This is a genomic window from Limnohabitans sp. TEGF002, from assembly GCF_055395845.1.
This window is the reverse complement of sequence record NZ_AP029224.1, coordinates 1593714-1611801: the sequence shown is the minus strand read 5'-3', so window position 1 is coordinate 1611801 and position 18088 is coordinate 1593714. Positions and strand designations below refer to the sequence as shown.

At 61.2% G+C, this 18088-nt stretch carries 14 protein-coding genes and 1 tRNA gene; 4 read left to right on the top strand and 11 right to left on the bottom strand.

The features are described 5' to 3' along the window. Window positions 1-2: 2 nt before the first annotated feature. Genes def through smc form a run of 4 tightly spaced genes read right to left on the bottom strand, consistent with a single transcriptional unit; the run spans window position 3 to window position 7279 of the window. A complete protein-coding gene (gene def / locus ACZ5SR_RS08050; RefSeq protein ID WP_464448253.1) occupies window positions 3-542 on the bottom strand; it encodes a peptide deformylase in 540 nt (179 codons plus the stop codon). Continuing rightward, window positions 539-2677, bottom strand: coding sequence for an NAD-dependent DNA ligase LigA (gene ligA / locus ACZ5SR_RS08045; RefSeq protein ID WP_464448252.1), 2139 nt, complete (start codon window positions 2675-2677; stop codon window positions 539-541). Before ligA ends, def begins: the two co-directional genes overlap by 4 nt. A gap of 17 nt (window positions 2678-2694) precedes the next feature. Then, window positions 2695-3732, bottom strand: coding sequence for a cell division protein ZipA C-terminal FtsZ-binding domain-containing protein (locus tag ACZ5SR_RS08040; protein WP_464448251.1), 1038 nt, complete (start codon window positions 3730-3732; stop codon window positions 2695-2697). 19 nt (window positions 3733-3751) lie between these two features. Further along, the gene (gene smc / locus ACZ5SR_RS08035; protein WP_464448250.1) at window positions 3752-7279 is read right to left on the bottom strand and encodes a chromosome segregation protein SMC; all 3528 of its coding nucleotides are present in this window, start codon (window positions 7277-7279) and stop codon (window positions 3752-3754) included. Window positions 7280-7425: 146 nt separating this feature from the next. Between smc and dapC the strand changes: the two genes are divergently transcribed. The 4 genes from dapC (at window position 7426) to ACZ5SR_RS08015 (ending at window position 12915) form a co-directional block, all read left to right on the top strand. After that, the gene (gene dapC, locus ACZ5SR_RS08030) at window positions 7426-8640 is read left to right on the top strand and encodes a succinyldiaminopimelate transaminase (RefSeq protein WP_464448249.1); all 1215 of its coding nucleotides are present in this window, start codon (window positions 7426-7428) and stop codon (window positions 8638-8640) included. Between the two features lie 3 nt (window positions 8641-8643). After that, window positions 8644-9816, top strand: a complete 1173-nt coding sequence (dapE, locus tag ACZ5SR_RS08025) for a succinyl-diaminopimelate desuccinylase (protein ID WP_464448248.1) — start codon at window positions 8644-8646, stop codon at window positions 9814-9816. Then, a complete protein-coding gene (prmB, locus tag ACZ5SR_RS08020; RefSeq protein ID WP_464448247.1) occupies window positions 9813-10691 on the top strand; it encodes a 50S ribosomal protein L3 N(5)-glutamine methyltransferase in 879 nt (292 codons plus the stop codon). The genes dapE and prmB overlap by 4 nt, the downstream gene beginning before the upstream one ends. A 214-nt stretch (window positions 10692-10905) precedes the next feature. After that, window positions 10906-12915, top strand: coding sequence for an ATP-binding cassette domain-containing protein (locus ACZ5SR_RS08015; protein ID WP_464448246.1), 2010 nt, complete (start codon window positions 10906-10908; stop codon window positions 12913-12915). Between the two features lie 95 nt (window positions 12916-13010). Here ACZ5SR_RS08015 and ACZ5SR_RS08010 read toward each other — a convergent pair whose 3' ends face one another. From ACZ5SR_RS08010 to tolB, 7 genes are all read right to left on the bottom strand, one after another. Next, window positions 13011-13262 (bottom strand): hypothetical protein, encoded by a 252-nt coding sequence (locus ACZ5SR_RS08010; RefSeq protein ID WP_464448245.1) that lies wholly within the window; start codon window positions 13260-13262, stop codon window positions 13011-13013. A 92-nt stretch (window positions 13263-13354) separates the two neighbouring features. Next, window positions 13355-13430, bottom strand: a tRNA-Lys gene (locus ACZ5SR_RS08005). A 45-nt stretch (window positions 13431-13475) separates the two neighbouring features. After that, window positions 13476-14264 carry a tRNA threonylcarbamoyladenosine dehydratase gene (locus ACZ5SR_RS08000; RefSeq protein WP_464448244.1) on the bottom strand — a complete coding sequence of 263 codons (789 nt, stop codon included), beginning with the start codon at window positions 14262-14264 and terminating at the stop codon, window positions 13476-13478. Further along, window positions 14261-15379 (bottom strand): YeeE/YedE family protein, encoded by a 1119-nt coding sequence (locus ACZ5SR_RS07995; RefSeq protein ID WP_464448243.1) that lies wholly within the window; start codon window positions 15377-15379, stop codon window positions 14261-14263. The genes ACZ5SR_RS08000 and ACZ5SR_RS07995 overlap by 4 nt, the downstream gene beginning before the upstream one ends. Window positions 15380-15395: 16 nt before the next feature. Continuing rightward, the gene (gene ybgF, locus ACZ5SR_RS07990) at window positions 15396-16190 is read right to left on the bottom strand and encodes a tol-pal system protein YbgF (RefSeq protein ID WP_464448242.1); all 795 of its coding nucleotides are present in this window, start codon (window positions 16188-16190) and stop codon (window positions 15396-15398) included. 5 nt (window positions 16191-16195) lie between these two features. Further along, on the bottom strand, window positions 16196-16732 hold the full coding sequence (gene pal / locus ACZ5SR_RS07985) for a peptidoglycan-associated lipoprotein Pal (protein WP_464448241.1): 537 nt from the start codon (window positions 16730-16732) through the stop codon (window positions 16196-16198). Between the two features lie 39 nt (window positions 16733-16771). Beyond that, entirely contained in the window at window positions 16772-18043 is a 1272-nt protein-coding gene (tolB, locus tag ACZ5SR_RS07980; protein ID WP_464451033.1) for a Tol-Pal system beta propeller repeat protein TolB, read from the bottom strand. Window positions 18044-18088 lie beyond the last annotated feature (45 nt).

Here is an 18088-nt window from a genome sequence, read left to right as displayed (position 1 = left end):
CGTCAGTCGTCTTCCGCCGCACTGATGTCTGGAAACAGGATGTCTGTGTAACCAAATCGGCTGAAATCGCGAACACGCATCGGGTAAAGCTTGCCGATCAGGTGGTCGCATTCGTGTTGCACCACGCGGGCATGGAATCCTCCGACGGTGCGGTCGATGGGTTGACCTTTTTCATCCAAACCGGTGTACCGAATGCGCGACCAGCGTGGCACCACGCCACGCAAGCCGGGCACAGACAGGCAGCCTTCCCAATCCTCTTCTTCTGATGAGCCCAAAGGGGTGATGACGGGGTTGATCAGCACGGTAGGCGGCACCACCGGTCGGTCCGGGTAACGCGGATTGCGTGCGGTGCTGCCAAAAATCACCAGCTGCAGGTTGACCCCAATTTGCGGCGCGGCCAGGCCTGCGCCATTGACAGCGGCCATGGTCTCGCGCATATCGGCGATCAGGGCGTGCAGCTCAGGGGTGTCAAAAGACTGCACAGGTTCGGCCACACGCAGCAGGCGGGCGTCGCCCATTTTGAGTATTTCATGCACGCTCATGGTTTTTCTCCTGTCAACAACACCGCCAGCCCTGTGTCGTCCAGCACGGGCACACCCAGTGCTTGTGCTTTCTCGAGCTTGCTGCCCGCTTCGGCACCGGCCACCACGTAGTGGGTTTTCTTGCTGACCGAACCCGCCACTTTGGCTCCCAGCGCTTCGAGTTTCTCTTTGGCTTCGTCACGGCCCATGCTTTGCAGGGTGCCCGTGAGCACCACGGTGATGCCCGCCAGCGGCATTTCGGTGGGGGCCAGCGCGTCGCCTTCGGGCCAGCTCACGCCCGCATCGCGCAGGGCTTGCACCACTTCGAGGTTGTGCGGCTGGTCAAAAAAGGTGCGGATGCTGTGCGCCACCACTGGGCCCACATCGGCCACTTGCAGCAGCGCGTCTTCGCTGGCGGCCATGACAGCGTCGAGCTGGCCGAAGTGCCGGGCCAACTCTTTGGCCGTGGCCTCGCCCACATGGCGGATGCCCAGACTGAACAAAAACCGACCGAGCGTGGTGTTTTTGGATTTTTCCAGCGCTTCGAGCAGGTTGACGGCCGATTTTTCAGCCATGCGGTCCATGTTGGCCAGGGTATCGAGCTTGAGGTGGTACAGGTCGGCCAGGGTTTTGACCTGGTCTGAATCGACCAACTGATCCACCAGTTTGTCGCCCAGGCCGTCCACATCCATGGCGCGGCGGTGGGCAAAGTGCCAAATGGCTTGCTTGCGCTGGGCGCTGCAAAACAGGCCTCCCGTGCAGCGGTGGTCGGCTTCGCCGTCTTCGCGCTCAGCCAAGCTGCCACACACCGGGCAGTGGGTCAGCATGGTGAACAGCGGTGCGCCAGCCGGACGGCGGTCCAGCACCACCGACACCACCTCGGGGATCACGTCGCCCGCACGGCGCACGATCACCGTATCGCCCACCCGCACGTCTTTGCGGCGGGCTTCGAGTTCGTTGTGCAGTGTGGCATTGGTCACTGTGACACCCCCCACAAACACCGGCGCCAGCTTGGCCACGGGCGTGAGCTTGCCGGTGCGGCCCACCTGCACGTCGATGGCCTGCACGGTGGTCATTTCTTCTTGCGCCGGGTATTTGTGGGCCACGGCCCAACGCGGCTCGCGGGTCACAAAACCCAGACGCTGCTGCTGCGCCAGATCATTGACTTTGTAGACCACACCATCGATGTCGTACGGCAAGGCGTCGCGTTCGGCCGCGATGCGCTGGTGAAACGCCACCAGCCCGGCAGCACCCTGCACGCAAGACGTCTGTTCGGCCACCGGGAAGCCCCAGGACTTGAGCTGCTGGAGCATGTCAAAGTGGTTTAGCCACTGCGGACCGCCTTCGGCAAGCGGCGTGATGTCGCCCAGCCCATAGGCAAAAAAGCTCAAGGGGCGTTCGGCGGCGATCCCTGAATCCAGTTGACGCACAGCGCCAGCAGCGGCATTGCGCGGATTGACGAAGGTTTTTTCGCCCTTCATACCGGCCGCGATGCGTTCGCGCTGGCGTTCGTTCAGGCGCTCAAAATCGTCCCGGCGCATGTAGACCTCGCCGCGCACTTCCAGCACCGGCGGTGCATCGACCGGCAGGCGCAGCGGGATCTGACCGATGGTGCGAATGTTGGCTGTGACCTCCTCGCCGGTTTCGCCATCACCCCGGGTGGCCGCTTGAACCAGCACGCCGCCCTCGTAGCGCAGGCTCATGGCCAAGCCGTCGAACTTGAGTTCGCCCACGTAGTCCACCGCCGGGTCGGCATCGGTCAAGCCCAGCTCTTTGCGGATGCGGGTGTCAAAGGCCTCGGCACCACTGGCTTCGGTGTCGGTTTCGGTGCGGATGCTGAGCATGGGCACACGGTGGGTGACCTGCGCAAAGGCGTCCAGCACCTGCCCGCCCACACGCTGGGTGGGCGAATCGGGCGTGATCAGTTCAGGGTGGGCCACTTCGAGCGCTTGCAGCTCGCGAAAAAGCCGGTCGTATTCGGCGTCAGGGATTTCGGGCGCATCGAGCGTGTAGTAGGCGTGCCCGTGGTGGTGCAACAGCGCACGCAGTTTCGCAGCGGTCTGGGCGGGAGATGGGGTCTGGCTGTCTATCCGGGGGGGAGACGGAGTATCGACCTGGCCCGAAGACGGAAGGCCAAACAAGTCCGGCTGGGACATGGCGTGCTGCGGCTGGATCAAGAAAACAGGCGACGCGCCTGAGGGCTGCCTGCCGACAGTTCACGCCCCGAGAGGGCATCGTAGAGTTGCTGCAGATCGTTGGCGATCTGATCCAGCACGTCATCACCCAAAATCTGGCCATTGCCGTCGGTGACCACGCCATCCATGTTTTCGGCGAGCAACCGAGCCGCCTCTCGAAGACGCTCAAAGGGCTCTTCTTCACGGGCGATTTGCGGCACATCCAGACTGAGTGAAAACTCGCGAATGGCCGACAACGCCGGATCTTCGGCCATGGCGGCCTGGGTGTCGAAAGTCAGGGAAAAAATGGGGGGCAAACCCACCACAGCGGCAGGCAGCACCATGCGTCCCGGAATCACCCCTGCCACAAAGCCCAAACGCGCCGCATGCTGCTGGATGTAACCAGGGCTCCAGGCGGAAGCACGCGCGCACACGGTGAAGCTCAGCTGGGCATCGTGGGCGCTGGCAAATTGGTCCAGCTCTCGGGCACGCGCCACTTCTTCGATCATGTCGCTGAAATTCGCACTTCCCCCCACGGCATCGGCAAAGGCTTGGGTTTTCACCACAAACTCAGAAAACTCGATGTTGTTCAGTGCACCCACCCGATTGGCCAGTTGCACCCCCGCTTGGAAGGCCGAGTAACGGCGACCTGCCGCCAAAACCTCCCATTCACCGCTCTGATCACTGCAACCCTCCACATGAAAAGGCTTGGTGCCGACACGGCGCGTCACGGGCAAAGCCGCCAAAGCGGCGTCCCCGGAGACCGGATGGTCCACCTCGATGGTGGCAATCACATCGATCAATGCGTCCAGCTGGGGCTTGCGCTCGGGCTGGGGCAGACTGGCGAAATCGTCGGTCAGGACCGGTTCACGGGATTCGGACAGCTCAGGGGACATGTCTGGCATGGCCAGTTCGGGTTCTGACTGGGGCTCGGCCTGGCGCGGCGCATTTTTGCGCGAAGTCCAATAGTTGTAGACCACCACGGCCCCGACGGTGAGCGCCCCGATGGCGGCCAAACTCAACTGCAATGAGCTCATCGATTCCAAGATAACTTCCTCAGGCCACGTCGGCCAATGAGACTGCGGACTCCATGTCCACAGCCACGATGCGTGAAACGCCCTGCTCCTGCATGGTCACGCCGATCAACTGTTCGGCCATTTCCATGGCGATCTTGTTGTGGCTGATGAACAGGAACTGGGTCTCTTTGCCCATGCCCGCCACCAGCTTGGCATAGCGCTCGGTGTTGGCGTCGTCCAGCGGCGCGTCCACCTCGTCGAGCAAGCAAAACGGGGCCGGGTTGAGCTGAAAAATCGCAAACACCAGCGCAATCGCCGTCAGGGCCTTTTCGCCACCCGACAACAAGTGGATGGTCTGGTTCTTCTTGCCGGGCGGCTGCGCCAGCACCTGCACGCCTGCATCCAAAATTTCGTCGCCGGTCATGACCAAGCGGGCATTGCCGCCGCCAAACAACTCGGGGAACATGCGGCTGAAGTGCTCGTTGACGATCTTGAAGGTGCCGCCCAGCAACTCGCGGGTTTCGGCGTCGATCTTGCGTATGGCGTCTTCCAGCGTGTTCATCGCGTCGGTCAGGTCGGCGCACTGGGAGTCGAGGAACACCTTGCGCTCTCGCGAGGTGGTCAGCTCTTCCAAAGCGGCCAAGTTGACCGGGCCCAGCGCGGTGATTTCGCGGTGGATGCGGTCGATCTCGCCTTGCAGACCCGTCACACGCACCTGGCCTGCCTCGATCGAAGCGGCCACGGCGTCCAAGTCGGCTTGCGCATCGGCCAGCAGCTGGGTGTATTGCTCAAGACCCAAGCGGGCGGCTTGTTCCTTGAGCTGCAAATCGGTGATGCGTTGGCGCAGCGGGTCGAGTTCTCGCTCGAAGCTCACGCGGCGCTCGTCGCTAGCGCGCAGCTTGGCGGTCAGGTCGTCGTAGGCGCTGCGGCAAGCGCCCAGCGCTTGCTCGCGCTCCAGTTTGACGGCCAGCACGTTTTGCAGACCGGCTTGCGCAGCAGCATCGGTCAGGCGGCTGAGCTCGTCGCGGGCCCGCTGCATTTCGGCGTCGATGCTGGTCACCTGCTGCTGCGCCGTCTCTATCGTGCGGTTCAGCTCGGCGCGGCGGGCGTCCAAGCTGCGCTGAGAGAACTGGGCTTCTTGCGCACGGCGCTCCAAGCTGCGCTGTTGTTCACGGCATTCGGACAGCTTGCGCTCGGCCTCGATCACGCGCTCGTCCAGCTGGGCGTGGCGCTCTTGCGTGTCGGCCAGCTGCATGTCCAACTCTTCAAAGCGGGCTTCGGCGGTGACGCGGCGCTCTTGCAGCTCATCGAGCAGGGCCTCGACTTCGGCCAAGTCGTTGTTGATCTGCTCGCTGCGGGCACGGGTTTGCGCCACCAACTGCGACAGGCGCAAGGTCTCGACCTGCAGCTCGTGGGTGCGGGACTGGCTTTCGCTGGCTTCGCGGCGAACGGTGATCAGGCGCTGCGAGGCATCGGCATAGGCCGCTTCGGCCCGCACCAAAGCGCTGCGGCTTTCTTCAGAAATCAGGGTCTGAGCGCGCAGCTGCTTTTCCAGGTTCTCAATTTCCTGTGCGCGGCCCAGCAAACCGGCTTGTTCGGAGTCTTGCGCGTAAAACACCACGCTGTTCAGGTCGACCGCATGGCCAGCCTGCACCAACAGGGTTTCACCCGCTTGCAATTGACTGCGCCAAGCCAGCGCGTCTTCCAAATTGGGAGCGGTGTAGCAGCCTTGCAGCCAGTCGGCAAGCAATGCCGACAAACCGGCATCGTGCACACGCAGCAACTCGGACAGAGGCTTGCAGCCTGCGGGCATGCCACTGCGCGGCGCGGCTTTGGCAGCCATTGGGGGACTGAAAAAGCTCAGCTTGGCAGGCGGTGCGTCATTGGCAAACGCACGCACCATGTCCAGACGAGAGACTTCCAGGGCCGACAGGCGCTCACGCAGGGCCGATTCAAGGGCGTTTTCCCAGCCGGGTTCAATGTGGATGCGGCTCCACAGACCTTCCAGCCCGTCCATGCCGTGCTTGGCCAGCCAGGGCTTGAGTTTGCCATCGGTACGGACCTTCTCCTGCAGGGCCTTGAGCGCCTCGATCCGGGCACTCAGATCGGCCAGGCGGGCCGACTCATCGTTGACCGCTTTTTGCCGGCTGCGACGGTCTTCGTCCAGCGCGGGCACCTGTTCTTGCAGGTCTTGCAAGCGGGCTTCGGATTCGGCCGACAGCGCCTCGGCCTCGGACAGTTGTTCTTGCAATTGGCTCAGCCGAGCCTCGTCGGGCGCGGCCAGGGCGTTGCGGTCGGTCAGCAGACGTTCGCGGCGGGTGTCGAGTTGGCGTGATTGCTCTTCAACGTTGCGCTGGTCTGCGGCCAGAACCCCAATTTGCTGCTGCACCTGCACCACCGTGGCGCGCTGGGCTGTCGCGTCGTTTTGGGCTTTGCGCAGGGCTTCTTCCAGGTCGGGCAAGGCCATGGCCTGGTCTTCGACTTGGGCAGCCAGGGTCATGCTCTGGTCTTCGGCCATGGCCGCTTGCTCGGACAGCGTTTCCAGCTCGGCTTGAGCGTCTTGGCTGCGGGTGCCCCATTGAGCCGTTTGCTCCACCAACTGTTGCAGACGCTGCTCGGCACGCTGGCGGCCTTCGACCACAAAGCGGATTTCAGCCTCCAAACGGCCCACTTCGGCGCTGGCCTCGTACAAAGCGCCTTGCGCCTGGTTAACCTGGTCGCCCGCGGCGTAATGCGCTTGGCGAATGGTCTCCAGATCGGCCTCCACATGCCTCAGATCGGCCATGCGCGATTCCAGCGCGTTGACGGCTTGGTCCACGTCGGACTTCATGCGGCCCTGATCGGCCTCGGCGTCACGGCGTTTCAAGAACCACAGCTGGTGCTGTTTGAGCGTGCTGTCAGCCTGCAGCGTGTTGTAGCGCTGAGCCACTTCGGCCTGTTTTTCCAGCTTTTCGAGGTTGGCGTTCAACTCCCGCAGGATGTCGTCGACCCGGGTCAAGTTCTCGCGGGTGTCGGACAGGCGGTTTTCGGTCTCGCGGCGGCGTTCTTTGTATTTAGAGACGCCTGCGGCCTCTTCCAGAAACAAGCGCAGTTCTTCGGGGCGCGACTCGATGATGCGGCTAATCGTCCCTTGGCCGATGATGGCGTAAGCACGTGGACCCAGGCCCGTGCCCAAAAACACGTCCTGCACGTCTCGGCGGCGCACCGGCTGGTTGTTGATGAAGTAACTGCTGTTGCCGTCGCGGGTCAGCACGCGCTTGACCGCGATCTCGGCAAATTGACCCCACTGGCCACCGGCGCGGTGGTCTTCGTTGCTGAACACCAGCTCCACACTGGCGCGGCTGGCCGGTTTGCGGGTGGTGGTGCCGTTGAAAATCACGTCCTGCATGGACTCGCCACGCAATTCAGACGCCTTCGACTCGCCCAGCACCCAACGCACCGCATCCATGATGTTGGATTTGCCGCAACCGTTGGGGCCGACCACGCCCACCAACTGCCCAGGCAGCAGGAAGTTGGTTGGCTCGGCAAACGATTTGAAGCCTGAAAGCTTGATGGAATTGAGGCGCACGGCGGTCAGGACAATCTAAAAAGGGAATACAAAATGACGACAGCTGGGTGTCATCACCCCGACCGAAAAGCCTGAATCCAGGCCATTCGAACAGTCTTCAATATTAACCCAGCAGACCTGCTCGGATGATCCCGGATAATCAAGGGATGAATCCCCTTCTCGCCAAGCTGCAGCCCTATCCTTTTGAGCGGCTGAAAAACCTGTTTTCAGGCCTCACGCCCAACCCCGCACTCAAGCCGATCAGCTTGGGCATTGGTGAGCCCAAGCACGCCACACCGGCGTTCATTCAGGAAGCGCTCAAGTCGGCTGTGACCACGGGTCTTTCAGCCTACCCCGCTACAGCGGGTGAGCCCGCCTTGCGCCAAGCCTGCACAGCTTGGCTCCAAACCCGTTACAAACTGACGCTGGACCCAGCCACCCAAGTGCTGCCGGTCAATGGCTCGCGTGAGGCCTTGTTTGCCCTGACGCAGACCGTGATCGACCCGACCCGCCCCGGTGCCACCGTGGTCAGCCCCAACCCTTTCTATCAAATCTACGAAGGCGCGGCCTTGTTGTCCGGGGCTGAACCCTATTACGTGCCCAGCGACCCGGCGCGCAACTTTGCCAACGACTGGGACAGCGTGCCCGCCGAGGTCTGGGCCCGTACACAGCTTTTGTTCGTTTGCTCGCCCGGCAACCCCACGGGCGCGGTCATGCCCCTGTCGGAATGGCAAAAGCTGTTTGCCCTGTCGGACCAGCACGGGTTTATCATTGCGTCTGACGAGTGCTACAGCGAGATTTACTTCCGCGAAGAAGCGCCTTTGGGGGGTCTCGAAGCCGCCCACCAGCTGGGCCGCACCGACTTCAAACGCCTGATCGCCTTCACCAGCTTGAGCAAACGCAGCAATGTGCCGGGCCTGCGCAGCGGCTTTGTGGCGGGTGACGCCAACATCATCAAACAGTTCTTGCTCTACCGCACTTACCACGGCAGCGCCATGAGCCCGGTGGTGCAATCGGCCAGCGTGGCCGCCTGGGGCGACGAAGCCCATGTGGTGGACAACCGCAACCAGTACCGCACCAAGTTTGCGCAGGTCACGCCCCTGCTGGCACAAGTGCTGGACGTGAAACTGCCCGACGCCAGCTTTTACCTGTGGGCCGGTGTGCCTGCGGGCTGGCAAGGCGATGACGCCGCATTTGCCAAGGCGCTGTTCGAGGCCGAAAGCGTAACGGTGTTGCCCGGCAGCTACCTGGCGCGGGATTTCAACGGCAGCAACCCAGGTCAAGGACGCATCCGCATGGCGCTGGTGGCTGAGACGGCCGAGTGCCTGGAAGCGGCCGAGCGCATCGCCCGTTTTGTGCGCGCACATCCCAGCAAGACTTGAACCATGAACACAGTCACCACCTGCCACGACACCCTGCGCCTGGCCGAACAACTGATCTCCAAACCCTCCGTCACACCCAAAGATGAGGGCTGCCTGGACCTGATTGCCGACGCCCTGAAGCCGCTGGGCTTTGTCTGCGAATTCATGGATTCCGGCCCAGAGACCTTCCGCGTGCGCAACCTCTGGGCCAAGCGCGCAGGCACTTCGGGCCAGACCTTGGCCTTTGCGGGCCACACCGACGTGGTGCCCACCGGGCCGCTCACGCAATGGGACAGCGACCCCTTCACGCCCACCCACCGCGATGGCAAGTTGTTTGGCCGGGGCGCAAGTGACATGAAAACCTCACTGGCTGCCATGGTGGTGGCCGTGCAGGAGTTTCTGGCTGCCAACCCCGATCCGAAGCTGGGCATCGCCTTTTTGCTGACCAGCGACGAAGAAGGCCCGGCGCTCGACGGCACGGTGGTGGTCTGCAAAGCGCTTCAAGAGCGTGGCGACGCACCGCAGTTTTGCATCGTGGGTGAACCCACTTCGGTGCAACAAACCGGCGACATGATCAAAAACGGCCGACGCGGCACCATGAGCGGCAAGTTGACCGTCAAGGGCGTTCAAGGCCACATCGCTTACCCGCACCTGGCCGACAACCCGATCCACCGCCTGGCCCCCGCGCTGGCCGATTTGGTGGCGATCCGTTGGGACGAAGGCAATGCCTTCTTCCCACCTACCAGCTGGCAGGTGAGCAACATCCACGCAGGCACCGGCGCGAGCAACGTGATCCCTGGCGACTGCGTGGTCGACTTCAACTTCCGCTTTTGCACCGAATCCACCCCCGAGAGCCTGCAGCAGCGCCTCACGGCCGTGCTGGACCGCCATGGTTTGAAATACGAGCTGAACTGGACGATTGGCGGTCTGCCATTTTTGACCACACCCGGCACTTTGGTGGCGGCTGTGCAAAAAGCGATTGCCGACGAGACCGGTCTGACCACGGAGCTCTCCACCACCGGTGGCACCAGCGACGGCCGCTTCATCGCGCAAATCTGCCCGCAAGTGATCGAATTCGGCCCGCCCAACGCGACGATTCACAAGGTCAACGAGCATGTGGCGCTGAGTGACATTGCGCCGCTCAAGGGCGTCTACCGCCGCACGCTGGAACAACTCAACGCGGGCCTGTCCGCATGAGCGCCTTGACCCTTTCGGGTTTGATCGCGGTATCGGCCGAGCGCCTCTCGCAAACCGGCGTGGCGTTTGGCCATGGCACCCTCAACGCCTTTGACGAAGCCGTCTGGCTGGTGCTCTGGCGCATGGACCTGCCGCTCGACACCGACTTGGACGAAGTGGCCGAGCAAACCGTGACGACCGAGCAGCAATCGGCTTGCGCCGCACTGATCGAAGAGCGCATCTCTACCCGCAAACCCGCTGCCTATCTGACGCAAGAAGCCTGGCTGCAGGGCGTGTCGTTTTACATCGACGAGCGCGCCATCGTGCCGCGCAGCCTGATCGCCGAGGTGCTGGCCGACGGCACGATCGACGCATGGTTGTCTGACCAGACCACCCGCGTGCTGGACCTGTGCACCGGCAACGGCAGCCTGGCCGTGCTGGCAGCGTTGGCCTGGCCCGAGGTGAAGGTGACGGGGGCTGATATTTCGGATGACGCTCTGGCCGTGGCCGCCATCAATGTGGAGCGCCACGACCTGCACGAGCGCGTGAAGCTGGTGCACAGCGATGGCCTGTCGGCTATGCCAGGCCCGTTTGACCTGATCTTGTGCAACCCGCCTTATGTGTGTCAGGCCAGCATGGACGCCCTGCCTGCCGAGTACCGCGCCGAGCCCGAACTGGCGCTGGCCGGGGGCGCGGACGGCATGGACTTTGTGCGCCAGCTTTTCAAAGAGGCGCCTTCGCGAATGAGCGAACAAGCGGTGCTGGTGCTGGAGATCGGCAACGAGGTCGAGCACTTCATCGCGGCTTTTCCCGAGCTGGAAGTGGCCTGGCTGGACACCAGCTCGGGCGACGATCAGGTTTTGCTGATCACGCGACAAAGCCTGCTTGCGCTGTGAATGTCATCCTCGCGAACGCGAGGATCCATGGCTTTACTGAGCTCAGCAGCCCAGTCAAACATGGACTCCCGCCTGCGCAGGAATGACACCCCCTTGCATCCACCCTCTTGCAGGTAGCCACATCGGCGAAAATAGCGGGTTATCAAGTTTTCAAAGCCAGCGTTGACGCTGGCCATGCCCCATCACCCGGATCGGTTCCGGACATTCGCTTTTCATGATCAACCTCAAAAACGTCACCCTTCGTCGCGGCACCAAAGTGCTGCTTGACCAAGCCTCAGTCACCCTCAACCCGGGGGAAAAAGTCGGCTTGGTCGGGCGCAACGGCGCGGGCAAGTCCACCTTGTTTGCGCTGTTCAACGGCACACTGCACGAAGACGGGGGCGACTTCGACATGCCCAAAGCCTGGCGCATGGCGCAAGTCGCGCAAAACATGCCCGAAACCGACCAACCTGCCGCCGACTTTGTGTTGGAAGGTGACACGCGCCTGGCCGAATTGCGCCAGCGTTTGGTCGCGGCCGAAGAAAGTGGCGATGGCATGGAAATGGCCCACGTCTACACCGACTTGGCCGATGCGGGCGACCACGACGCCCTGCCCCGTGCCGAGGCCCTGATTTTGGGCCTGGGCTTTCGGGTGGACGAGTTGAACAACCCGGTCAACAGCTTTTCGGGCGGCTGGCGCATGCGCTTGCAGCTGGCCCGCGCCCTGATGTGTCCGTCCGACATCCTGATCCTGGACGAACCGACCAACCACTTGGACTTGGACGCGCTGGTTTGGCTCGAAGCCTGGCTGCAGCGTTATGCGGGCACCATGATCGTGATCAGCCACGACCGCGAGTTTTTGGATGCGGTGACCAACGTCACGCTGCACATCGACCACGCCAAGCTCACGCGCTACGGCAGCAACTACAGCGGCTTTGAAATCTTGCGTGCCCAGCAAATGGAGCTGCAACAGGCCTCGTTTGCCAAGCAGCAGGACAAAATCGCCCACCTGCAAAAGTTCATCAACCGCTTCAAGGCGCAAGCCAGCAAGGCCAAGCAGGCGCAAAGCCGGGTCAAGGCACTCGAGCGCATGGAGAAAGTGGCCCCGTTGCTGGCCGATGCCGAATTCACCTTCGGCTTCAAGGAACCCAACAACCTGCCCAACCCGATGCTGGCCATCAGCGAGGCGAGTTTTGGCTACATGGTCAATGGTGAGCCCAAGACCATCGTGCAAGGCGTCAGCAAATCGGTGCTGGCAGGCCAGCGGATCGGTATTTTGGGGGCCAACGGCCAGGGCAAATCGACCCTGGTCAAGACGATTGCCCGCACCATGCCGCTGCTGGCGGGCACGCTGACCGAGGGCAAGGGCCTGAACATTGGCTACTTTGCGCAGCAAGAACTCGATGTGCTGCACCCGAACGACAACCCGCTGGAGCACATGATCCGCCTGGCCAAAGAGCTGGGCCCGGGCAGTGGTGAACCCAGCCGCGAGCAGGATCTGCGCAACTACCTGGGCACCTTCAACTTCTCAGGCGACATGGTCAAACAGGCCGTGGGCTCCATGAGCGGTGGCGAAAAAGCCCGATTGGTGCTGGCCATGATCGTGTGGCAACGCCCCAACCTGCTGCTGCTGGACGAACCCACCAACCACCTGGACTTGGCCACCCGTGAAGCGCTGTCGATGGCGCTCAACGAGTTTGAAGGCACGGTCATGCTGGTCAGCCACGACCGCGCCTTGCTGCGCGCCGTGTGCGACGAGTTCTGGATGGTGGGTCGCGGCAAGGTCGAACCGTTTGATGGCGACTTGGACGACTACCAGAAGTACCTGCTGGAAGAGTCCAAACGCCTGCGAGAAGAGGCTAAGAATGCCGCTCGTGATCCCGCCGTTTCGGTGCCGACACCCGCAGCTGAAATTCCTGCGCCTGTTGTCGCTGCCGTGGCAGCCCCCTTGGCGGCCACCAGCACACCGGGCATCAGCAGCGCCGAACAACGCAAACTCGATGCCCAAAAGCGCCAGCAACTGGCCGCGCAAACACGCCCCTTGAAGCGCGAGCTGGAGCAAAACGAACAACGCATGGCCAGCATCGAGGCGGAGAAAACCCAGCTCGAACAACAACTGAGTTCGCCCCTGCCACCCGCAGAAATCGCAGAAGCAGGTCGCCGCCTGAAAGCCCTGTCGGACGAGGTGAGCTCCTTGGAAGAGCGTTGGCTTGAACTGACACATCTGCTCGAAGAAACGGCTTGAGCTCCATCAGCCCATCCAAAAACAAAGGGGGCCCATGAGAATGGCCCCCTTTTTTTGGCATTAAGACCGCTGTGCTGCGGTCCGTGAAAAAGGCTTTATCCGCCCACCACAGACCAGCCTGCGTGCTGATCGGATTTGTTGTTCTCGTATTCCCACGCCGTGCCGCAGCGGTCGCAGCGGTAAGAGGTAATGGTCGCTTGACCTGACTCACGCTGCTCCTTGCGGTTGGCACCTTGCACCAACTCTGCATGACCAGGGGCACGACGCCAATGGCGCTGGATGCCCGAACAAGGCTCGCACAACGCCATCTTTTTCAATTCGCTTGGGCTGTTCAATTCGGAGGTCATGGGATGCTCTTTCGATGGGGGTCCGGGTTCACAACACGTGCGCCCAAGAAAAAAGCACTTTGTACCGAGATACAAAGTGCTTTTTAGTTTTTTGGTGGGACCAGCGGGGGTCGAACCCACGACAAACGGATTAAAAGTCCGCTGCTCTACCAACTGAGCTATGGTCCCTTTGCTACAGTGTTTGAGCACTGCAGCAAGACTCAAATTATAGCGTTATTTTTTAGCCTTCTGAAAGCCAGCGGCCAAAAAATTCAAAATTTCTGAGGCGGCACACATGCCGAACGTGGCCGTCACGCTGACCACCGAGCCATAGCCGTGGCAGTTGAGCGAGCCATCGCCTTCCACAGCACACGAGGCATCGGGCGGTGCAACGGCTTCGCGGCTAAACACCCCCTGAATCCCGATCCGCTTGTTGCCCTTGGCTGCACCGTGGTGTTTACGCAAGCGGTAGCGCACCTGGGCCAACAAAGGGTCATGGGTGATTTGAGACAAATCATCCACATCGACTTTGTGCGCCATGCGCTTGCCGCCAGCGGCCCCGACCGTGATGAAGCCCTTCTGGCTCTGCAACGCCCATTGGGCCATGGCCACTTTGGCTTTGACCTGGTCACACGCGTCGACCACTGCGTCAGGTTGACCAGGCAGCACAGCAGGCCAGTTTTCGGGACCGACAAATTCATCGATGGCATCGACTTGGCAAGCCGGATGGATCAATTCAATGCGCTCGCGCATGGCTTGCACCTTGGCTTGCCCTGTAGTGCTGATCAAGGCATGAATCTGGCGATTGATGTTGGACTCGGCAATGTGGTCCATATCGATCAAGCTGAGCCGGGCGACACCGCTGCGCGCGAGTGCCTCGGCCACCCAGGAGCCCACGCCGCCAATGCCTACAACGACGACATGCGCGCGGCGGATGTTCTGTGCGCCTTGCACACCGTATAAGCGTTGCAAGCCTCCGAAACGACGCGCATCTTCGTCGGTTACCTGCAGCAGAGAATTCATGCCTCAGCCTCGGCTCGGCGCAACTGCCACTGCAAGGTGAGCACAGCACCCAACAAGATACCCAGCACCGCAAGGAAACTGCCCAAGCTCAGGGTCGACAGACCCGACAACCCCTGACCGATGGTGCAGCCCATGGCCATGACACCGCCCACGCCCATCAAGGCGCCCCCTAACAAATGCCGAGCCAAATCAGGTGTCTGCGAGAAACCTTCCCACCGGAATGTGCCCTGCAGAAGGGAACTGACAAAAGCGCCCATCAACAAGCCCAAAGCCGTGGCCATGCCCAAGGTGATGCGTTTGCTGCCATCGCTGAAGTACATGAAGGCGTCCAACCAATACGCCACCGGGGCGGTCAAACTCATGGACTCCATCCGTGCGCTGGCTGTGGTCAAGAACATGGCCTCAAGGGTTTCGGGGTGCTCGGGCACAAACCCCATCACCCCACTGATCCACCAAAGCGCCAACACCACCACACCGACACCCGCACCGGACAGGTATGCCGATTTCGGCACAGACTGTGAATCCTTGAAAATCCAAAGCAACAACAGGCCAGAAAACACGCACGCACTCACCCACCCAGCCAACGGTTGCGACCAACCCGTAGCGCTGACCAGCCATTGCCCGACAAATGGTCCCGGCCCTGTGGTCACCTGTAACTGATCCAGGGTTTGGACCCGCCAAACTGCCGTCAAACCCCGCAAAGTGGCCAAAGCCGCAATGCCCATGGCCATCAAAACCACCAGCGATTTCAGATTGCCCGCTCCCAAGCGGATCAATGACTTGCTGGCACAGCCAGACCCCAACACCATGCCCACGCCGAAAAGCACCCCACCCAGCAACAGAGAGAGCCAAGGCAGTTGTGTGTTGGCATAAATGGTGTTGAGTGGGCTCACCCAACCCATCCAAGACATCAAGCCGAAACCGAAAATGGCCACTGCGATGGCCAAGGCCCACTGCTTGGCCCTGCCACTGTCACCCATGATGACCCAGTCGCTGATGGCGCCCATGGTGCAGAAATGGCTGCGGTGAAACAGCCACCCGGCCAGGCTGGCCACCAGAAAGGTCAAACCCAGGACAGAATCGCTCAGGAAGTGGAGCTGCTCAAGCGAGATCAATGCAGTCCCTCAGCGTTCAGCGCAAACGCGCCAAGCGCTCGCGGGCTGTGGCTGCTGTTTCAGAAGCCGGGTATGCCTTGATCAACTCGTCCATGGTTTTTCGGGCTCCCCTCAGGTCCTTCAATTCGATCTGGACATTGGAGATCGCCAGCATCGCTTCAGGGGCACGCGGATGGGTGGGCGCGGATTTCAGCATTTGCTGAAAATTCGCCATCGACTCCTTGTAATCCTTGACAGCGTATTGGGCATTGCCCAGCCAGAACATGGCCGAAGGGGTGTAACCACTTTTGCGGTGACGCTGAACAAATTGACTCAGAGCCGACTGGGCTGCCGCAAAGTCACCCTTGCGGAAAGTCTCCATGGCCGCGTCGTAGTCGCGTTTTTCGGAGGGCTCAGCCATGAACTCCTGGCCGTCGAGTGTGACCTTCAAAGGCTCGAACCGGCGCAAGCGCTCGTCCATGCCGGTGACCACATCTTTTTGACGCATTTGAACTTCCGACAACTCTCGGGCCAGTTGTTCCTGAGCCCCGCGGCCTTGCGACAGTTCAGCCTTGAGCCCTTCAATTTGCCCCTGCAAATCGAGCAATGCACGGCGCAGCTGGCCGTTTTCATCGGCAAGACCCTTGATGGCCGCATTCGACTCTTTGATCACCGCATTCGACTGCTCGACGCGCTGGCGCAGGTCCAAAATGGCCCTGCGGGCTTCGTCATCTTCAAAAAGACCCGCATGGGCTGTGCCCAAAAAACCGGACAGGGTCCACACCCAAACCCATCGGGACAAGGGCAGGCATGACATCGCGCGCGTGCTCATGGTGCTCAGTACCGGATTTCAACGCGGCGGTTTTTAGCCAAATCGGCTTCGGCAGCACCTTGCGCAGCAGGTTTTTCCTTGCCGTAGCTGACCGCTTCCAACTGGCTTTCAGGCACGCCCAACAGACTCAAGGCCTGTCGGACGGCTTCAGCACGTTTTTGGCCCAGTGCCAAGTTGTATTCACGGCCACCGCGCTCGTCGGTATGGCCTTCCAAATTGGCCTTGCGTTGTTTGTTCGCTTGCAGGAAGCGTGCATGGCTCTCTATCACGGGGCGGGCTTCAGCACGCACCACAAAGCTGTCGTAATCAAAAAAGACCACGTGCGCCACACCGGCAGGCCCGATGCCAGAACCCGATTTATCGACCACCACGCCGGCTACGCCCGTTTGGGCGGCACTTTGGTTGTTGCCAATGCCCTGCGAGGAGACACCAGACGATGTGGCCGACTTGTCTTCCACAGGCACATCGTCCAACTTCACACCAGATGCGCAACCTGCCAAAAGAGCCACCAACAATGTGCTGGCCAAAAATTGAGTTTTCATGATTTACCTCGTTAATTAAAAAAGCGAATATTCAAAAAATCATTTGCGTACCGGGCCCCAATGGGGTTCCCGGATGTCGCCGCCCTGCCCCGCCAAGCGCGCCTTGACACGACCGTCAAGCGTGGTGGTCATCAAGGATTCACGACCTTGAAAAACCGTGGCGTAGACCAGCATGCGGCTGTTGGGTGCGAAACTGGGGCGTTCGTCGGCAGATGTGTCGGTCAAAGCGGTGACTTGACCCGAGGACAACTCCATCAGATGCAAGCGAAATGCACCGCCCAAGCGTGACACGTAAGCCAACCAACGGCCATCAGGACTGACGGCAGGCGAAATATTGTAGGTGCCCGAAAAGGTCACCCTCTCGGCCGGGCCACCCTGGGCCGGCATGCGGTAAATCTGGGGGCTACCGCCCCGGTCACTGACAAAAAACAGCGCACTGCCGTCCGGCGAAAAAGCAGGCTCGGTGTTGATGCTGCCCGATGAGGACAAGCGGCGAGGCTCCCCCCCATTCAGATCAATGCGGAAAAGCTGAGAGCCACCATCGCGGCTGAGCGTGGCAGCCAAGGACTTGCCATCAGCACTCCAGGCGGGCGCGCTGTTAGAGCCTTTGAAATTGGCTACGGGACGGCGCTGCCCTGTGGCCAGTTCGTGCACATACACCACAGGTTTGCGCTGCTCAAAAGACACATAGGCCAAATGGGTGCCGCTGGGTGACCAGGACGGCGAAATGATGGGCTCGGGGCTGCTCAGGGCCGAGACTGCGTTTTCGCCATCCGAGTCTGCAATCCACAAGGCATAGCGTCCACCCGACTTGGTCACGTAACTGATCCGCGAGGCGAAAGCGCCCTGCGTACCCGTGAGCTGCAGGTAAACCCAATCGGCTACACGGTGTGCAGACAATCGCAGTTCTGCGGCGCTCACGGTGTCCTTGAAATCGCCTTTATCCTGGCCTTTGACCACATCCCACAATCGGGCACGCACGTCGTAACGCCCGTCGGCCAAGCGAGTGACCGAGCCTGCCAACAAGGCTTCGGCCGACAACTGACGCCAAGGGGTCCAGTCGGGCCGGCTGTTCTCATCCATCAAGGCACTGCCAGCGGCCAGACCCTTGAACTGACCACTGCGCTCGAGATCGGCTTGAACAATACCGGCCAATTTTTGCGGCGCCGTGGCTTCCCCCTTGAAAGGCACTATCACCACGGGCAACTGGGTCATGCCCACCCCCGTCACTTCGACCCTGAACTGGGCCCATGCGGGCGAGACCAAAGCACTCAGAACCAACAGCTTCAACAGCCAAGGCCAGCAGCCCATGCGGAAAAAAAGAAGATTCATGTGAACAGATGGATCATTCAAAAC